Origin of the sequence: Burkholderia sp. M6-3, assembly GCF_050858985.1 — a bacterium.
In the GTDB taxonomy this organism is placed as follows: Bacteria; Pseudomonadota; Gammaproteobacteria; order Burkholderiales; family Burkholderiaceae; genus Paraburkholderia; species Paraburkholderia caledonica.
This window is the reverse complement of record NZ_CP110091.1, coordinates 2,063,055-2,081,736: the sequence shown is the minus strand read 5'-3', so window position 1 is coordinate 2,081,736 and position 18,682 is coordinate 2,063,055. Positions and strand designations below refer to the sequence as shown.

The 18,682-nt window shown below is 60.1% G+C and carries 13 protein-coding genes; 5 read left to right on the top strand and 8 right to left on the bottom strand.

Translation table 11 applies throughout. The features are described 5' to 3' along the window. Positions 1-9: 9 nt before the first annotated feature. From OH764_RS26830 to OH764_RS26820, 3 genes are all read right to left on the bottom strand, one after another. The gene (locus OH764_RS26830) at positions 10-1,683 is read right to left on the bottom strand and encodes a glycoside hydrolase family 32 protein (protein WP_498849165.1); all 1,674 of its coding nucleotides are present in this window, start codon (positions 1,681-1,683) and stop codon (positions 10-12) included. Positions 1,684-1,781: 98 nt separating this feature from the next. Then, positions 1,782-2,060, bottom strand: a complete 279-nt coding sequence (locus tag OH764_RS26825) for a GntR family transcriptional regulator (protein WP_498849164.1) — start codon at positions 2,058-2,060, stop codon at positions 1,782-1,784. 154 nt (positions 2,061-2,214) lie between these two features. Continuing rightward, complete coding sequence (locus OH764_RS26820; protein WP_498849163.1) at positions 2,215-3,792, bottom strand: glycoside hydrolase family protein; 1,578 nt, start codon at positions 3,790-3,792, stop codon at positions 2,215-2,217. Between the two features lie 111 nt (positions 3,793-3,903). Between OH764_RS26820 and OH764_RS26815 the strand changes: the two genes are divergently transcribed. From OH764_RS26815 to OH764_RS26800, 4 genes are all read left to right on the top strand, one after another. After that, complete coding sequence (locus tag OH764_RS26815; RefSeq protein WP_498849162.1) at positions 3,904-4,977, top strand: helix-turn-helix transcriptional regulator; 1,074 nt, start codon at positions 3,904-3,906, stop codon at positions 4,975-4,977. Between the two features lie 620 nt (positions 4,978-5,597). Then, positions 5,598-6,428 (top strand): aminotransferase class V-fold PLP-dependent enzyme, encoded by an 831-nt coding sequence (locus tag OH764_RS26810; protein WP_498851308.1) that lies wholly within the window; start codon positions 5,598-5,600, stop codon positions 6,426-6,428. A gap of 1,476 nt (positions 6,429-7,904) precedes the next feature. Further along, entirely contained in the window at positions 7,905-9,983 is a 2,079-nt protein-coding gene (locus OH764_RS26805) for a mechanosensitive ion channel family protein (RefSeq protein ID WP_498849161.1), read from the top strand. Positions 9,984-10,596: 613 nt separating this feature from the next. After that, positions 10,597-11,352, top strand: coding sequence for a hypothetical protein (locus OH764_RS26800; protein WP_498849160.1), 756 nt, complete (start codon positions 10,597-10,599; stop codon positions 11,350-11,352). A gap of 277 nt (positions 11,353-11,629) precedes the next feature. Here OH764_RS26800 and OH764_RS26795 read toward each other — a convergent pair whose 3' ends face one another. The 4 genes from OH764_RS26795 to OH764_RS26780 all read right to left on the bottom strand — a co-directional run bounded on the left by OH764_RS26795 (position 11,630) and on the right by OH764_RS26780 (position 16,228). After that, a complete protein-coding gene (locus tag OH764_RS26795) occupies positions 11,630-13,324 on the bottom strand; it encodes a methyl-accepting chemotaxis protein (RefSeq protein WP_498849159.1) in 1,695 nt (564 codons plus the stop codon). Between the two features lie 413 nt (positions 13,325-13,737). Further along, the gene (locus tag OH764_RS26790; protein ID WP_498849158.1) at positions 13,738-14,436 is read right to left on the bottom strand and encodes an IS6 family transposase; all 699 of its coding nucleotides are present in this window, start codon (positions 14,434-14,436) and stop codon (positions 13,738-13,740) included. A 207-nt stretch (positions 14,437-14,643) separates the two neighbouring features. After that, positions 14,644-15,912, bottom strand: coding sequence for an IS256 family transposase (locus tag OH764_RS26785; protein ID WP_408968216.1), 1,269 nt, complete (start codon positions 15,910-15,912; stop codon positions 14,644-14,646). Further along, positions 15,890-16,228 carry a class I SAM-dependent methyltransferase gene (locus tag OH764_RS26780; protein ID WP_498849157.1) on the bottom strand — a complete coding sequence of 113 codons (339 nt, stop codon included), beginning with the start codon at positions 16,226-16,228 and terminating at the stop codon, positions 15,890-15,892. Before OH764_RS26780 ends, OH764_RS26785 begins: the two co-directional genes overlap by 23 nt. A gap of 746 nt (positions 16,229-16,974) precedes the next feature. On the opposite strand from OH764_RS26780, the gene OH764_RS26775 reads away from it, so the two are divergent. Continuing rightward, positions 16,975-17,373 carry a response regulator gene (locus tag OH764_RS26775; RefSeq protein WP_498849156.1) on the top strand — a complete coding sequence of 133 codons (399 nt, stop codon included), beginning with the start codon at positions 16,975-16,977 and terminating at the stop codon, positions 17,371-17,373. Positions 17,374-17,403: 30 nt separating this feature from the next. Here OH764_RS26775 and OH764_RS26770 read toward each other — a convergent pair whose 3' ends face one another. Then, positions 17,404-18,513, bottom strand: coding sequence for a PAS domain-containing sensor histidine kinase (locus tag OH764_RS26770; protein WP_498851307.1), 1,110 nt, complete (start codon positions 18,511-18,513; stop codon positions 17,404-17,406). Positions 18,514-18,682: the final 169 nt, after the last annotated feature.

The following is an 18,682-nucleotide window of genomic DNA, read 5'->3' as shown; positions in this document are numbered from 1 at the left end:
ATGCCAAGTTTATGGTGCGGCTGTCTGCTTGCGACGAGCCGTCCTCGCGGAAAGCTCGGTGATCGCGATGTCACGGAAAGTCGCCGTGCCGTTGTCGGCGAAAACAGCGACACCGTCGTCCTCGAGTGCCGGAAAGACAAGATCGGTGATGACGGTCGCGCCGTCATGTGCAAAGACCTCCACGGAGTCTCTGTCTATTACGACCCTAAGCCGCAATGCACCGCCCGCGAGAGGGAAGTTGACAATGTGCCGCTTGCTGAACGCAGGCGAAAAACCGGTCACGCCGGAGTCCGTCCGGTCGAGCGTCAACGTCTGACGGCGGGCGTCGTAAACGATTCGCGTGCCAGTCTTTCCATTCGCTGATCGGCGCACGATGAGTCCCATGCGCTGGGCTGACTGCGGGTCGATCGTCAACTCGATGTCCTGCACGACCCCGCGCGTTGATGGTGGGAGAGCTTGAGTGCCTGAACTGACACTGACCTCGCCGATTTTCGTCGTGGCACTCGCATGTACGAGCGCCGCGTATTGATCGACCGGTTCGGAGGTCAGTTTCGGCGCCCCGTCGAGCGTCTTGAGTGCGAGCTTGCGCGGCAATGCCATTGCACCTTTCCACGGCGTGGTGGGTATGCGGTCCGCGTAGTCCCAGTTGCTCATCCAGCCGATTGTGACAGGCGCTCCGCCAGGTGCGCCCGCGAACGTGCCCGCAGCATAATAGTCCGCACCATGGTCGAGCCACAGATAGCGGGACGGGTCCGAACCCGGTGGCGGAATATGCTCCGGCGTAAACCTCTTGCCGTCGAATTCGCCGATGAAGTACATCGCCCCGGAGCCGCCCGAAATCGACCAGGGGTTGACGTTGACGATCATTACCCACTTCTGCTTGCTGCCGTCGCCATCGAGTGAAAGAGGAAACAGGTCCGGCATTTCCCACAACGCTTCGCGGTGCGGAATATCGGGAAGCGAAAAGTCGCTGAGAAACATCCAGTCGATGAGGTTATTGGAACGATACATCTTCACGACATGCGCGTCGGCGACAACTGCGGTCATCAGCCAATAAGCTCCGGGCGCGTACCAGGAAACCTTTGGATCCCGAAACTGCTTCGATTCCGGTTCGAGCGTGAGCACGGGGTTGCGCTTGTACTGCTGCCATGTAGTGCCGTCATCGAGGCTATAGGCAAGCGATTGGGCCTGGACACCCGGTGCGTGTCCGGAACCTTCCTTGTACACGCTCGTGTACAGCGCAACGAGCGGCGTCGAATGAGGCGGGCCGAGGCCGGACGAGTTGCGCGCATCGACGACGATCGAACCCGAGAAAATTTCCTCGTTCGCATCGGCATGCATTGCAACGGGTTGTTCCCGCCAGTGGAGCAGATCGCCGCTGGTTGCATGCCCCCACGACATGTTCCCCCACGCAATTCCGCCAGGGTTGTACTGGTAGAAAAGATGATAAACGCCGTTGTGGTACACGAGCCCGTTGGGATCGTTCATCCAGTTGCGCTGTGGAGTGTAGTGGAGCGCAGACCGCCATTGGGTGGTGCCGTTCTCGATGCCGTCGGAAGACGACGGCGATGCCAAGGCGACGCATGCCGCGACGCACGCCGTGATAGATGCGCTCAGCAAGGCGAACAGCCGTGCGGGCCGTAAGTGCGGAGTGAAGTCGGAAAATCGTTGGAGCGCGTGCATGTAATGTCTTAACGAGTGGTGGGCCCGTCCTCGTGTGAGGCAGAGCCGCACATGTGCTGGGAAGCACCTGCGCGAAGGCACGGGGCGTAAGCGCCGCCTCAAGCAGCACTGACAACGGCCCGGTGATATTCCAAACCGAGCACGACGGTGCCCTTGCGCGTGTTGGCGGCGGTGAGCCCGCGACGCGCCGTCTCGCGCATCGCACGATTCACGGTGTTCACATTCAGGCCGAGGAAATCCGCAAGCACGCGCTGCGACGGCAGGCGGTCGCCGGGCCTGAGCTGGCCCGTTGCGATGTCGGCCTCGACTGCCGCGACGACTGCGCGGTAAGCCGGGCCTTGATATTGATGCAAGTCTGGAATCCAGCAGCGGTTCATGGTCACAATCCTAGTGCCGGTTGCCGCAGCGCAGTGGACCGGTACCCGGGCGTGACAGATCAGCTGTCCGCGACCGGGCTTCGGTCCACTTGCCATGCGGCTGCAGCGCTTTGCAATGGTCGTCCTCGCGCTGCTGACCGGGTGCGGTCTTTGGTTAGTGATCGCCGGACTGGCCGCGGCCGGCGTCCAGATTGGCGGGAATGTCGCCATAGCCGCCGAGTCCGCCGTTGCCATATGTCCTGTCGACGGACGTGGACGGGCCCGCGATGTTCAGCTTCACAGTAGGCGCGAGCGTGCCGCCGCGTCGCGGACCTATCGCATCGATGAACGATTCGACGAGACCGCCGGGCATCACATAGTGCGAATACGACTGGAACGCGCGCGGGTTCTGGTTGGGGTCGAGCGCATACGGCGCGCCGATCGGCTGGTCGAAGTCGGTCGGATTGCCGAGCACGAGACCGCTGCCCTTGTTCAGCGGAAGGAAGTCGCTGCGAATGCCGTCGCCTACGAAACCGTAGACGCCGTCCGGCCCGTCGACGCCCGCCGCATAGGTCGGGCGGTGACTGATCGTGAACAGATAGTACTTGCCGTCCTTGATGTAGATCTGCGGCCGCTCGGTCTGATCGTTCACGCAGTTGGCCGACAGGATAGGCGGCAGGAACTTCCACTGCGTGAGGTTTTCGTTCGTCGCGACGGCAAGCCCTACGTTCGCCTTCTGATATGTGGCGCCCGAATCCATCACGGCGTTTAGGTCTTCGCGGTACGGATCGCTGGGCGCATAGCCCAGATCGGCTTCAGTACACGTGCGCGCGCCGCGGGGACCCGCCGTGTTACCTTCGAACACCATATAGGTTTTGCCGGGATGTGCAGGGTCGACGAACACGAACGGATCGCGGAACGAGTAGTAACCGTTCTGATCGCGTGACTGATACAGCTTGCCGTCGGGTTCGAGCAAAGCCTCGTGCTTGTCGAATCCGTCGAACCAAACGTGCTTGTCGTCGGCGTGAATGTGACCGTCCGTGCGCGAGATGATGGCGATGGGCGGCGTGATGTCCTGGCCACCCTCGGCGGTGCGATTGAACGACAGCGCCGTGTAGTACAGGCTCACGTTATTGCCGTTCGTCAGACGCGCCGAGCCCGACCACTCCGCGTTCTGCGTCATTGGTGCGGTGCCGAACACCCTGACGCTGGAACCGTCCGGAAACAGATGGCCGCCGTAAGTCCAGCCGCCGTCGGCCGGGCGCTGCGAGGCCGGAATGCCCGCCTTGCGATAGAAGAAACCGATCCGCGCATGCACATGGCGATCGTCAAACGAATAGCCCGCATGCGGATCGGCCGTCAGCGAAAAGATCACTTCCCAGCCCTTGAAGCTCAGATTGTTCGCGCGAACATCGGACAGCGGCCAGGTATCCCATACCCACACGTCCGGGTTGATCAGTGGGAAGTTCGATGCAATGTCCGGCATCGTCAGCGAGGCGGGCAGTGAGTTCTTGTCCGCAGCCGTCGCTGTGTGCGACTGCGCCTTGATCTGGCGGACGTCAGCACGGGTCCAGCGCATGGTGAAACTGCTCTCGGGGTCATAGGCCTGCTGCGAGTGTGGAGTCGGGGCAGGGAAACCGGCAGCCGACTGGGCCTGGGCGGGCGTGCCACTGGCAGCGAGTAAGGAACCGGCGACGACGCCAGCTCGGAGGCGAGGGCGCGTGGGGGTCGAAAAAAACGGAAGCAATGTCATGGGGCCGCATCCCGAAAAGTGAATAAGATTGCTGTTGCGTTACATCCAAACCGGTTTGGATAATAGCCAAAACCGGTTTGGAAGGCAAAGAAAGTTATGTGACACGATAGAATGGTGCTGTCGAGGTACGTCCGCGCGGGTGCGGTGCCTTTAGTTTTGCAAGGTGAAACGGTGAAGGTAAATCTCAAGACGCTGTCCGACTCGCTCGGCCTTTCGAGGACGACGGTGAGCCGTGCGCTCAATGGTTACGACGACGTGAATGAAGCAACCCGCGACAGGGTAAAGGCGGCCGCGGCAGCGCTCGGCTACCATGCGGACCCGACCGCGCGCCGGCTTGCCACCGGACGCGCAGAGGCGGTCGGCATTGTCTATCCGTTCGGTGCGGGTGACCTCGGCGACCCGCGCTTTGGCGAAGTCGTTGCAGGCATGACGGAGACGCTCGCGGAGAATGGGCTGGATCTGATCATCGTGTCGGCGCGGCCGGGCGCCGAACTGGATTCATATCGCCGGCTCGTCGGCAGCAAGCTGGTGGATGCGCTCGTCGTAGCGCGAACGCTCGTTGACGATCCGCGCATACGTTTTCTGCAGGACCACGGCTTTCGTTTCGTCGCGTACGGCCGCACCAATACATCGCAGCCTTATCGATGGTTTGATTTCGATAACGAGGCGGGCGCGCGCGCGGCAACCGAACGTCTGATCGGGCTTGGTCATCGGCGCATCGCTATGATCAGCGCGCCGCTGTCGATGAGCTTTGCTGCTCAGCGTCGCGAGGGTTTCCTCGCTGCGTTGCGCGGTGGCGGCATCGAGCCGGACGCGTCTTTGCTGATTGATACGTCATTCGACAGGACCGGCGGCCACGAGGCGATGCACGCATTGCTCAGCCGCGCGCAGCCGCCCACCGCCGTGTTGGTCGACAACAACATCGCAGGGACGGGCGCGTACCGCGTGCTTGTAGAGAGTGGCAAGAAAGTCGGCACCCAGGTCTCGCTGATCGTGTACGACGGCGTGCCGCCGGATGTGGCGTTTCCTCACACTGTCACGGCCGTTGTGCAGCGTACGGGTCAGTCGACGGGGCGCATCATCGCGGAACTCGTGATGGATGCGATCGACGACCGCACAAGTTGCACGCATCGGCTCGTGCAGCCGAGCTTGGTGCCCGGTGATACGGATGGACCGCCAGTCTGACCGCGCGCTAGCTCGGCCAGAGTTCCGCCGATTCCAGCGCGGGCACGTGAACGACGCCTTCGTTCTTTGGAAGTTAAACCGATCCGCAGATAGTGAGCCGATACCGGCCATTCGAGATACCGCGGTGGAGGGAGAGCGATAGCCTTCGGCGGCTTCTCGTCGCATTCGAAATGGTGTTACCGCTGAGGAAACCGTCCGATCTTGCCGGCGTGAGATCGTCCAGTATGTGTTGGAAGCGAGCGGTGGGCTGACCGGCGCCATTTCTACAATCCTAAACGATGCAGCGGAGCTTTCTATCCGAAACGGCGACGAACCTATCGGCATTTCACATCTCCAGCGCGTCGCTCGCGAACATGCCTGATCTTGGGAAGCCATGGGCTGTTGCGCCGCGACCGTTTTTCGAAGAGGCATTTGGCAGTTGGCTAGGTCCGGCGGCGACGTGTTACCAGATCAGCGTGGGCACGCTGTGGGAAACGAGCACGGGGCTGGATCTACCGAATCTTGGAAAAGCGGGATGGATTTTATTTCCTCCAGTCTGACGCTGAGACGGGCGGCGTCGACTTCGACGCGATCGTTTCACTGGTCGACGACGAGACGGCGTTGCTAAGCGTCATGTATGCATCGAACATCTCGGGTGCGAAGCTGGACATCGCGACGATCGTCGAACGCGCGCGTGCAAAGAAACCGGGCCTTTTTATCATTACGATGCGGTCCAGCATGCGCCGCATGCGGTCATCGACCTGCAGAAAACACCTGTCGACGGCATCAACTTCGCGCCATACAAGTTCTTTGGATGTAGAGGGGCGGGCGTCGCGTGGCTGTCGGAACGTCTCGCAGAGTTGCCGCATCACCGGCTCGACGCTAAAGAGAAGGGCATCTGGGAGCTTGGTAGTCCTGCGCCGGCGCAATTCGCTGTGGTGAGCGCGATCGTCGATTATGTCGCGTGGATCGGCGCGCAATTCAGCGACGCAGAAAACCGGCGCGAGTTGTTCGTGCGGGGCATGCAACGCATTGAGGAGCACGAGCGCGCGCTGCTTTCACTGTTGCTCGATGGGGTTGAAGGACGACGCGGTCTGCGAGCTATCGAAGGCGTGCGAGTATTCTGGGATCACGACGATCTCACGCGCCGTGACCTGATTGCAGGCATCGGCTTCGGTGGTCTGGACCCGACGGCCGCCGTGCGCGCATATGAAGAGCGTGGAGTGATCGTGTACGAGCGCATCGTTTCGAGCCTTTATTCCGGCCGAATGCTGAAGTCGTTCGGCCTCGACGATGCCGTGCGCATCTCCCCGCTGCATTGCCATGGACCGAGTGACGTCGCGAGATTCCTCGCAGTGACGGAGCAGATTGCGGGGGAACGGGGCCGCTGGATAGCCGGGCGAGACAGCGACGCATCGAGACTCAATTTTTGGTGCCCGCTTCGTCCGATAGTCATGTCGGGTCATGTCTGAAGCGACTTCGGTAACACTTCGCCGGCAGTGAATGTCAGTTCTTGTCCCGCGAGCGAGCCGCTCCTTCGGACGTATATTTTGTTGGTGACCGTTTCGGGAGCGAATGGCCGTTGTGCAGCAGAAATCCGCCCCACACCCGCGACGATCTGAGCGGCTCCTTCGGGTCGGTCTCTGCCTTTCGCATCCCTGCGGCGATCGGCGATCGACCTCGGTCCGCATCGGACCGGGTTCGGCCAGGAACGGTCGTTCGACACCGGCTCGAAGATCGTAGACAATTCGTGAAGTCGTCCCCTTGCTAGCAACTGCCCATCACGATGAAGTTTAGACCTCGGCAAGAGCACACATTGAGCACATGCTTCGTGGAGTCTCGAAGTCGTCTGGACGGGCGCCCGGGTTTATCCCACGACGCACGCAATAGGTGAACGTAAGGTAGCCGGAGGCACTCCATGCAGGAAGAGAAAATAATTGAAGCCCTGAATGCGCGGTTGGCGGAGTCAATGGGTTCAGCAGATCCCGTGACAATGCATTGCGGCGAGATAGGCACAATCGCTTAATGGTCGCCTCGCTGGAATTTGGCTTCCTTGAATTCGCAGTTCAGCGAATCATTGCGCAGACGTCGGAGAGCAAGGCGGCGATCAGGCTCTGCAAAACGGTTGGAAAGCGTGTTGAATCAGAACGCGTCAATGATCGACGCTTCAAGGGCCACGAGTGCACCACGACCGTATTGGCCATCGCGCGGAACGAGTGGGGGCCAATCGGGCTCTGCTCAAACCGTACAGGGCGTACTTTGTCGCCAATCTGAGTGGCCGCTGTGGGGAGATTGTGAGTGTCGCCTCCGGGTCGCGCGCTGTCGATCGCGACCCCGCGACATTCGCGGTGTATGCAGTTCGCATAAGTCGATGAACGGCCAGAAGCCGCCGGTCGAGGTCACCATCCAATTCGCATAGTCGAGGTTCGGTCTGCCTTCGCTGAATGGCCGCTTTCGGGCGAGCGGATTGCCGGTTGCATCGCCTTGATGCGGCCAGTTGCGGCCCCTCGGGATTCGGGAGCAGCCGTCAGTAGAACGACCGCTGCATATCCGACTGCAGCCGTTGAGTAGGCATGAGCCGGGCAGATGCACCTTCCTTCGGCCGAACTAGCGGGTACGGGAGGTCTTGAAGGCGGCGCTGCTGCCCAGTAACACAACACTGCTTCGCAGGTGCACGTTGAGATTGAATCGGCTAATCTTTGCTAGAGGTGGAGTAGACCGCGCGTTTACGTTGTTCGCGATCCGGCAAACCGGCGACGTGCCTGGAGGGAGTCTCCATGAGCGCATTGACAAGGTGCACTATCGCGCTCACTGTCGTCATAGGATGTGCGGCGAGCCTGACGTCTGCGAGGGCTACGCCGCTTACGGTCGCCGTGCAAAGGTTGGTTCCGACTCCAGCCTCGGAGACGCCCGCCGCGTCCGCGCCATCCCCCGCAAGCCGGGCCGAGATGGTCCGAGCGTTGGATGGCCTCATCGCAACGCTCGACAACGATGCGCAACGCTCGACCTTTGTCGCGCAACTCAAAGCCCTTCGTGACTCGACGCAGAACACTATGGCGCCGCCGCCCCCGACGGGGCATGCGGATTTCCTGGGCGCGATTGCATCGGGGATCGCTTCCGTTGAAACCAACCTTGGGGGAGGCGCTCCGCTTCGTGCGTGGGGAGTGCGCTCGCGCGATGCCGCCGGCGAGTTGCAAGGCATCGTCACGGGCACGCGAGGCGGGTCGCTCGCGCAGATTTTAGGCGGACTGAGCGCGACGCTAGCGGGCTGGGGCCTGTGCGCATTAGCGTTGCGCCACGTCCAGCGGCGCATTCTCGCGCGCTATGGCAAAAACGTCGCGCTTGTGCCGAATCCAACGTGGACACAGTTGCTTGCATTTGCATTCCGGCAGACCGCGCCTTGGCTGGCCGCATTCGTCGCGATGCTAGTTTTCGTGAGTGCGATGCCCGAGGCGCTTGGCCGCACACTCGGCATCGTCGTCGCATACTCAATCGTCGCGGGATCGATCTTTTCCGCCGTCTGCTTGATCATCATCTCCGTGTTCAGCACGGCGCATCGACGCGTCGCGGCGCGGCAACTGCTTGCGCGCGCGCCCTGGCCGCTCTTTTTGATCGGTGCATGCGGCGCGCTCGGCGACGCGATGGCCAACAATGATGTCATGCGCCAGGTAGGACCCAATCTCGCAGGCATCGTGTCGACCTTCGCCAGTCTGACCGCGGCCTTGCTGTCCGGCTATTTCGCGCTCGCTTACCGGCGACCCGTTACGCACTTAATTCGCAATCGTCCGTATTCGCGGAGGCGCGATCATCAATTCGCAACCGAGGCGCTCGATATCCTTGCGTCGCTATGGCATATCCCGATACTGCTTATCGCGGCAGCGTCGGTTGTCGCGATACTCGACGGGCGCGGCGCAGAGGGCGATGTGCTGCGGCCCTCGCTACTAAGCGCGGCGCTGCTTGTACTCACGCTATTCGTGTCTGCGCTGATGCGTCATTTCACTCGGCAGCGCGACCCTCGCAGCCGCCGCCGCGCCCCCCATCTCACGCGGCTGCTGCACTTTGCCTGCACGCTAGGCGTGATGCTGATCTGGCTCGCGTATCTGCGCTTCGAGCTGGAACTGTGGAGCGGACCGATTGCACGGCTCATTAAGCACAGCACGATGACTCCCGGCTTCCGGCGGGGGCTGATAGCGGTCCTCGCGACCGTGTTCGGCGCGTGGTTTATCTGGATCATTATCGACACGGTGATCCTCGAGACGTTTGGGCCGAACAGCGCGCGTAACAAGGCCCTCAGTCCTGGCGTGCGGGCGCGCACGATGCTGCCGCTCGTACGCAACGCGGTCTTCGTTACGGTCGCCACGCTTGCCGCCATCGTGGCCGCGGCGGCGCTCGGGATCAACCTGACGCCGCTGCTCGCCGGGGCAGGGATCATCGGTCTGGCGGTCGGCTTCGGCGCCAAGTCGCTCGTCACTGACCTTATTACCGGGCTCTTCATCATCGTCGAGGAAACGATTTCAGTCGGCGACTGGATCGATGTGGACGGACACGCCGGCACCGTAATGGACCTCACGATTCGAACAGTGCGCCTGCGTGATGGACAAGGCGCGGTCCACACGATTCCGTTTTCGCAAATCAAGATTGTGAAAAACCTCTCGCGCGATTTCGCCAATGCGGTATTTGAAGTCCGCGTGCCGTTCAGTACGGACCTGGAGGAGGTGAGGCGAATGATTGTGGAAGTGGGGGCCGAATTAAGCGCGGACTTCCGCTATCGCAGCCACATCCTTGCGCCGCTCGAGGTATTCGGCCTCGAGCGTTTTGAAGCAAACTGCATCGTCGTCAAAGGGCAGATCAAGACGCTTCCTTTACAGCATTGGAGCGTGGCGCGAGCGTTCAACGAGCGGCTCAAACTAAGAATGGAAGAAGCTGGCATCGAGATGCTACTGCCGCAGATGCAGATTCAGACGTCGCTCGAAGAGCAGAAAGCACGAGCGCACGCTGAGTTGCGCCTGCTCAAGGATCCGCCGTGAGCAGGCGATGGCGTTGAAACGGCAGCCTACGGAATCCGGGCTAAGGGCTGGTTCGCTTAAGTTCAGTGGCAGAACCGGTCACCGAAACATTCGCCACTGCAGTTGGCGACGCGACTGCGGCTGGGGGCGTTGCTGGCACGGAAGCCTTCAAAAGATAGGTGGTTGACGTGACTGCGAATGCCCGCTCATGGCCGCGATGAGGCAGCGCCACCGGCTATTCGCTCGCCGGAAACCGGCCATTGAGCGAGGGCGGACGATACCGCGGCGGTTCAAATTGGACGGTGACCTCGACCGGCGGCTCTTGGCCGATCGGGTCACTTCGCAAGCGGCCGCTTATTGGCGCTCCAGTTCGCTGGAAATGGATTCGGCTGAGTGACCGGTCTGGAGGATGCTGTCTGACCGTGTTGGGTCGACTCCAGTCCCACGCCTCGCTCGAATGCTGAGATTCGCCGAATGCTGAAACGACGGGTCGTCGATAGCCGCAATGGCCGATAGCGCGATCAACGTAATTGATGCGACAAACGTGGGCGCATAGGGCATAAAATCAATCGAAGCGCCGGTCCCTTTGCGTGGCGCGGCTCGCCTTATCCCCTTCTATCAACGGCAGGCGGCCATGAACACTCACGATATACGTTTCGTTCGTCCGGTGCTGGCCGCACTTTGCGGAGCGTCGCTCGTAACACTCGTCGCGTGCGGCAGAAACAGTTGCGTCAGCCTTGACGGTTGTGTCGGCGGAAACGGGATGCCAAACGTCGCCCTATCCGGCACCGCAGCTGCCGGCAAGGCGCTCGCCAGCGCGGTGGTTAGCTTCAGTTGTGCTTCGGGTTCGGCCTCCACACTGTCAGACGGCGGTGGGCGCTACAGCATTACCTTAAGCGCCACGCTTCCCTGCATCCTCACCGTGAACTCCGGCGGCACCACCTTGCATTCGTTGGCATTTGCCGGCGGCACTTTCAATACGACACCCGAGACGGAACTGATGCTCGTCTACCTCGCTTCGCAACTTGGCACGAGCGAGACCAGTCTGATTGCGGGCTTCCCGAGCAACTTGCAGTTCCAGCAGGTGCTGGCAAATCAGACCGCTGTACTGGCTGCGCAATCGGCAGTCGTCACGAATCTGCAGCAGCGATATGCGGTCACGTTGACGGCACCGGCGTTTCTGACGACGCAGTTCATCGTCGGGCAAGCAGGGGTCGACAGCGATCTCGGCGCGCTGGCGACAGCACGCGCCATCGATGTCGATGGCATGCTCGATCCGGTTGCCGTTTCGCTGCTGTCCGCAGCGGGTCTCGCTCATCCGCTCACCACGACGTCCTCACCTTCATCCGGCACTGGCGGGACAGGCAGCGCCACCGGCGGCATGATGTGAACTGAGGCAGTTTGAGTTGGGTTCATCAGGCAGTGACCGGCCATGAAGAGTCCTTCGCAGTCGGTTGGCGAAGGTCCGCTGATGAGCGACGAGTCGCCATTCGGCGAAGCGACGGGCACCTAAGATTCGTCGGCGAGCCAGTCATGGACCAGGCGCACGCGTTCTTATCGGATTAACTGCTTCCACAGACTGTATTATCCCTGCCCAGTCGGGTCCGGGAGACAGCCAGGATCCGCTTCCGTCACGAATCGTGAAGGCTCCCGGTTTGCCAGCCTATTCAAAAAGTGGCCCAATCGTTGGCCTCAGCGGTTTTCGCTACCTGAACAGGCTGCGGCATGGGTCGCTTCAGCGCTGGGGCGATCGGAGCCTTGGCGCGCACCGCAACTGCAGTATGCGGTTGTGCTGTAGAACGCCAGTCCGCACCGCGCGAGGCATCCAGCCTGAACATGGAAACGGCGGATTTCAGATCGCCCGCCTGCGTTTCCAGCGAACTGGCCGCCGCCGCGGCTTCCTCAACCAGCGCTGCGTTCTGCTGCGTGACTTCGTCCATCTGCGTAACAGCCTGGTTGACCTGGCCGATGCCCTTACTCTGTTCCTGGGATGATGCGGCGATTTCACTCATGATGTCTGTCACTCGCCGGACCTCATGCGTGATCTTGTCCATCGCGGTGCCAGCTTCCTGGGCGTAGCCGGCGCCGGCCCGCACCCGTTCTACGGAAGCGTGAATCAGTTCCTTGATTTCCTTCGACGCGGTCGAAGAACGCTGCGCTAGCGAGCGCACTTCGGCGGCCACCACGGCGAAGCCGCGTCCCTGCTCGCCCGCACGTGCGGCTTCGACGGCTGCGTTCAGGGCGAGGATGTTGGTCTGGAAGGCGATACCTTCAATGATGCCGACAATATCGGCAATCTTGTCGGAGCTGGCGTTGATGTTATCCATTGTTTCCACGACGCGAGCGACCACGGTACCGCCTTGTTCGGCCACCTCGACTGCCTGTGCAGCGAGCTGATTTGCCTGGTGCGCATTGTCGGCGTTCTGGGTGACGGTTGAGGTCAACTGCTCCATACTCGCGGCCGTTTCTTCGAGCGACGCTGCCTGCTCTTCGGTGCGCTGCGACAGGTCCTGGTTGCCGGCGGCAATCTGATGAGTGGCAGTAGCGATCGAGTCAGCTGAAACCTTGATGGCGCCGATCGTCTGCGTGAGCTGCTCCTGCATGCGTTTCATCGAAAACAGCAGACTCGAGCGGTCGTTCGGCGCCGTCCTGACCACCGCGGTCAGATCATTGTTGGCAATCTGGTTGGCAACTTCGGCAGCGTAGGATGGTTCGCCACCGAGTGAGCGCAGAATGCCCCGGTTGAGCAACACCACGACCGCCGATAGGGCCCCGGCCAGTACCACCAGGATGCCGAGGCTTTGGTACAGCGTCGAGCGGAACGCCGCGTCAATGTCATCGACATAGACTCCCGTCATCAGGAACCAGCCCCACGGCTGATAGCCTGTGTCATACGAGATCTTGGGAGAGGCGTCGCTCGCGCCGGGTTTCGCGAAGGTATACGTGCTGAAACCCTTGCCGTCGCGTTGCACGACGGCCACTGCATCTTTGAACATGGCGACGCCGTTTGGATCCTTGAAATCGCTGACGTCCTTACCAATCATGTTTGCGTTGGTCGGGTGCATTAGAATCGTCTGCGAATTGAAGATCGTGAAATAGCCCGCTTCGCCGTACCGCATGTTCCGGATGCTGTCCAAGGCCCGTTTTTGCGCTTCTGCTTCCGGCATGGAGCCGGCGGCCACCTGATCGCCGAAGGCTTTGATCACGCTCAGCGCGAGTTCCGACACGTGTATCAGATCGGCCTTTCGCTCATCCAGGCGCATTGCTTTCGTCTGGTAAGCGTTGTAGATCGACATTCCGGCAAGACATAAGAGGCCGAGGACCAGCGGCAGCCAGAGCTTCTGCGAAAAAGACAGTTTCATACTTCTACAACCCTCGAACTAGTGGACTGACGGGAAAACCATTAAGTCAAGGACGCGGAGGTATGAACGGCGGTACACCTTGGTCCTCACGTGGCTAACGGCCAAAGGTCGAGAGTTATTACAGCAGACTTTGTAAAAGACCCTTGCAGAACAAACAACGGTAGCTGCTGAGTGCGCTCCCGCTGGGCGCAAATCGCTGTGCGGCGACCGTCGCCGCGCAGCGAGAGTGTCGGGGATGGGCCTATGGCCGTCGTGCCGATGGGCAGAGAATCGTCGTTCGTTAGCATGGGCGGGCGCGCCCACCAATCAGCGGACCAAGCCAAGTCCGACACAGCAACCCGGCCAGATGAGGAAAAACGGTTTTGTCGCGGTAAGAGCACGATGCGAACAAACGGCTGTTTAAGTAGGACTGCTTATGCCGCCAGTGAGTAGAACTGCTCGGCACGAGTGTATCCGAGGCCACGGACTTGCATTTGGCCCTTGGCGATCATATGCATGAGCTCGATGCCGCTCAACAGGATCCGGGCGCACCGAAAATTCTTGAAGCCAAGCATAGGCCGCGTGCGTCGCTTGATCGCCCGATGATCTTGCTCGACAACATTGTTCAGATACTTGTTCTGGCGAATCCTGATCGGTGCTTGCCGCTCCTCGTTGAGAGCATCCAGCGCGGCCAGGTTCGCACCGCTTTTATCGATTGTCACCGTCTCGGGTTCGCCGTTTTGCTCGATTGACTTTTCGAAGTAGCGCCGCGCCGCGGCCTTGTCGCGATGGGCACGCAGCAGAAAATCCACCGTGTTACCCTCTTTGTCGACTGCGCGGTACAGATACTTCCACTGGCCTCGGACCTTGATATACGTTTCATCCATTCGCCAGCTCCGGCCGACGGCTTTCTTGTGGCGGCGGAAGGCCTTCTCCAGGACCGGCAACACCTTGATGGCCCAGCGGTGCACAGTTGAATGGTCGACCGAGATTCCGCGCTCCGCCATCATCTCTTCCAGGTGTCGAAGGCTCAGCGGATACGCCACATACCAGCGCACGCACGTCAGGATCACGTCGAGTGGATAGTGCAAACGCTTGAGCACTCGTGCCAAGGCTGGATTGAGAGTCGTCATCAAGCGTCCGATCGTTCGTATTGTCAGAGTGCATGATACCCGGCGCTTACTGCGACAAAGCCCATTTTTCGCATCGCTCAGGCTGTATAGCCTATTGTGGCCTTGAGGCTTCTTCATGAGACGGCAGGCATTCTCTGTCAGCGACAATCGGTTTGGCAGAAATGGGAGGTGTCAGGAATTTTGTGTGCTGAGGTCGGTTAAAAAATCTCAGCTCATGGCGGCGGTGAATCGCTCGCCGAACAGAATGGCGAACTGATTGACAGCTTGCCGCCAGGTGATAGGCGGCATCTTCCAATCCTTTTCGATGTTGCGCAAGGCCAGATACAGCAGTTTGCTGGCGGCTTCGTCGCTGGGGAAGTGGCCGCGATTCTTGACGATTTTGCGCAACTGCATGTGCATGCTCTCGATGGCGTTGGTCGTATAAACGATTCGACGCACCTCGGGGGGATAGGCGAAGAAGGGAATCACCTGTTCCCATTGGCGTTGCCACATGGCCGCGACGGTAGGGAATTTGCGGCCCCATTCGCTTTGCGCAAAGGCGTCGAGCGCCACTGCCGCCGCCTCGGCCGAGGCGGCCTGATAGACCGGCTTGAGCGCAGCCGCCAACGGCTTGCGGTCCTTCCAGCTCGCCAGATTCAGCGAATTGCGGATCAGATGCACGATGCAGGTCTGAATCTGGGCGGCCGGATAGACCGCTTCGATCGCCTCCGGGAAGCCGCGCAAACCGTCAACCACCGCGATCAGGATGTCGTGCAGGCCACGGTTCTTCAGTTCGTTGAAGACCTTCAGCCAGAACTTGGCTCCCTCGGTTTGCTCGATCCACAAACCCAGCACTTCCTTGCGGCCGTCGGCGCGAATGCCCAGCGCGAGATACACCGCCTTGTTCCTGACCGTGCCTTCGTCGCGGATCTTCAGCCGAAGTGCGTCGAAATACACGATCGGATACATCGCCTCAAGCGGGCGTTGCTGCCACTGTTCGACCTCGGCCAGCACTTCATCGGTGACAGTCGAAATCAGATCGGGCGACACCTGCAGGCCATACAGTTCCAGCAAATGGCCCTGGATCTCGCGCACGCTCATGCCGCGCGCGTACATGCTGATGACGTGATCGTCGAAGCCCGGCAGCCGGCGTTGATACTTGCCGACCAGTTGCGGCTCGAACGTTGCCTGCCGATCACGCGGGATATCCAGATTCAGTTCGCCGTTGGGCGTGATGACCGTCTTATGGCTCGTGCCGTTGCGGTGGTTGCCGGCCTTGCCTTGCTCAACCTCGTTCTCCAGGTGATGCGTGAGCTCCGCCGCCAGCATGCGCTCAGCCAGTTGCTTCTTCAGTTGCCCGGCCAGGCCCGATTCGCCGAGAACCGACTCCGCATCCTTGTTTTGAATCTGCGCCAGCAGTTGATCGATCAGTTCATCGGGAAACAGCTTCGGCGCCTTCGGGTTCTTGATCTTCTTAGTCACAGTTGCTTCGGTCATAGGACGTTGTTTCCGTTATCGTCTCATGACCTCGGCACACTAAAATTCTGACAGGCTCCAGAAATGTGATCACCAATATCCCGTTGTCCTTGAGGACGCGCCACAGCTCGTCGAGACTTTTTTGCTCTCTGGCCACGTGCTCGAGCACCCCACTGCCGATCACCGCGTCGAACTGATTATCTCTGTAGGGAAGCAGGTATTCGTCCTTCAATGTGGTGAACTGCAATCCTGCGTAGTCGTGGAATTCCTTGAATTGCCCGTCAGCGCAAATATCACAGCCGTATATGGTGATGTCGCGATGAAGAGAACGCAACATGCAGGAATCCGGGGCAAGCTCACCAGGCTGGCTTCATTGGCGACAACCGAACGCACGTATTCAACATAATCGCCATCGCTGCCACGATGCGCAATATATTCCCGGCAAAGCCTCGAGTAGATCTCTTTGGCTTGCTGATATTGAAATTCGGGAACCGGCTGTCTAGCGACGGGCAGATGCATATCTTCCTACGATTAGAGAGATACGACTAGGATGATCATTGGGATCAGTATCGCGTGGACTCACGGAAAACGGCCAAGCGAATAACATCTTGGCGCTATTTCGCTCGGTTTTAGCGGCCAGGAGCAAAATGGTGTCCGTTCGTATCTCTCTTGCGCTCTGTGCCGGTTCACGCTGGCCGTGATTGACCTACGAATCCGAGCTTCACGTCTTGACGTTTGGACGTCGGTTGATCGGTTGATCCGACGCTGACGATCGGTCGACCATTCGGCTCCTGGGCCAGCGAAGACGATTAGAACGGGCGCAGATCATAACGCTGTCGCTGACGCTTTCAGCGCCTTAAGTCAGTTGCGCAAGAGGGCTGATTTAGTCCGAAGCCCCGGTGCCCGATCGGCGCGCGCCTCTCTGGAATTCCGTGAAGAGACTACATAATGGCTGAGCACGCAGGCACTGATCTGGATCAACCCCAGGCTGACGAACTTGCGTGACGCTGACGTACGGACCATCGGTGGATGAACCGTGAGAAGTTCGCGCGTTTGAAGTGGAATCGGTTGGAGCTTGTGCCCGTGGACCATCATTTCTCCAAACTCTCCGTTTATGTAATCGAAGATTCGGAGATCGTTCTCCGGCGCCTGGTCGCGCTGATCGAATCATCGGGACTGGCGAAAGTGGTGGGAGCGTCTGACGACGCCACCGCCGCCGTCGAAGAGATTCTTCTGCTGATGCCAGACGTGGTGCTCGTCGACATACACCTTCGGGTCGGCAGCGGTCTGGATGTTATCGGAAAACTGAAAGCGGCACGCTGCGCAGCGATACAGATCGTCCTGACCAATCATTCACTCCCAGCGGTCCGCCGAGCAGCTACCGCAGCGGGGGCCGACCATTTCTTTGACAAGACCAACGAAATATCGGCCGCGATTGCCACGATCAACACGCTGGCCCGACAGCGAAGCGGCGATCTCTAGGTCGGCCACGGAAAGATCCGGCGAGAGGAACTAGCTTGCGACTGTGATCCGGGACAGCGGCACTTTCGCGGCAACGGTCACCCCCTCGCCAGGCTTACTCTCGACGGACAGGTTTCCGCCCAATTGCGCGATCCGCTCGCGCATGCCGCGCATGCCGAATGCGTCTGGTCGCAGTTCCGATTCTGCCGGAAGACCGATTCCATCGTCGCGGATACGCAGATCGCAGTCCTTGTCGTCCGTTGACAGCGTGACGGCCACCTGGCTTGCCTTCGCATGCCTTGCGATGTTTGTCAGCGCCTCCTGGGCCACGCGAAAAAGCGAAATGGCTGCCAGGTCGTTGAGATGCAACTCGTCTACGTCAATCTCACACTGCACCGGCATGCCGTAGCGCAGTTCGAAGTTCTCCGTCATCCACTCGAGTGCTGCCTCAAGCCCCAGGTCATCGAGCACTGGCGGACGAAGGTCGGCTGCGATACGTCGCATTGCCGTGGCCATCGCGTCGAGCTGGGTGGCAAGCTCACGAATCCCACTCAGGCGCCCCGTAACGTTCTTAGGAACATATTGCGAGATATCCGTCTCATGCAGGGCAAGCGTCATCTTCAGTGCGGAGATCCGCTGACCCAGATCGTCATGAAGTTCACGCGCAATGCGCTTTTTCTCGCTTTCCTGAGCACGCTGGACCAGTGCCGAGTCGGCGGTAACCCGTTCCAGTTCATTAAGCCGACGTGACTCGGTGAGGTCGCGCGTAATCTTGGCGTATCCGACCAGGTCACCACCCTCATTCCGAACGGCTGTGATAACGACGTTTGCCCAAAACCGGCTACCGTCTTTTCGGATCCGCCACCCCTCATCCTCGGCCCGGCCGTGATCTCTCGCAGCGGCTAGCAGTTGCGCGGGCTTTCCGGCCAGCGCATCTTCGTCGGTGTAGAAAACGGAGAAATGCCGTCCTACGATTTCGTCTGGAGAATAGCCTTTGGCGCGTTGCGCACCGGGATTCCAGCTTGCGACGTTTCCAGAACGATCAAGCATGAAAATCGCGTAGTCCTCAACGGCGTCAATCAACAACCGATAACGGTGATCGATTTCGACCTCGCTGAGATTAGCGAAATTGTGAGGCGAAAAGTTACCCTGAGCCACCAGAACCTCCCTTGAGGTCAGGTTCGAGCGATCGAATAGCCATAGCGACATCAGCCAGGGAAGAAGAGAGAACAGCCAAGGGTCGCGAGACAGATCCGGGAAGAACCGGTAACGCCTACAGCAACGCTACATTAACAATGGTAGAACTCGGCAAAGCAAAGCGAAAGCGCTC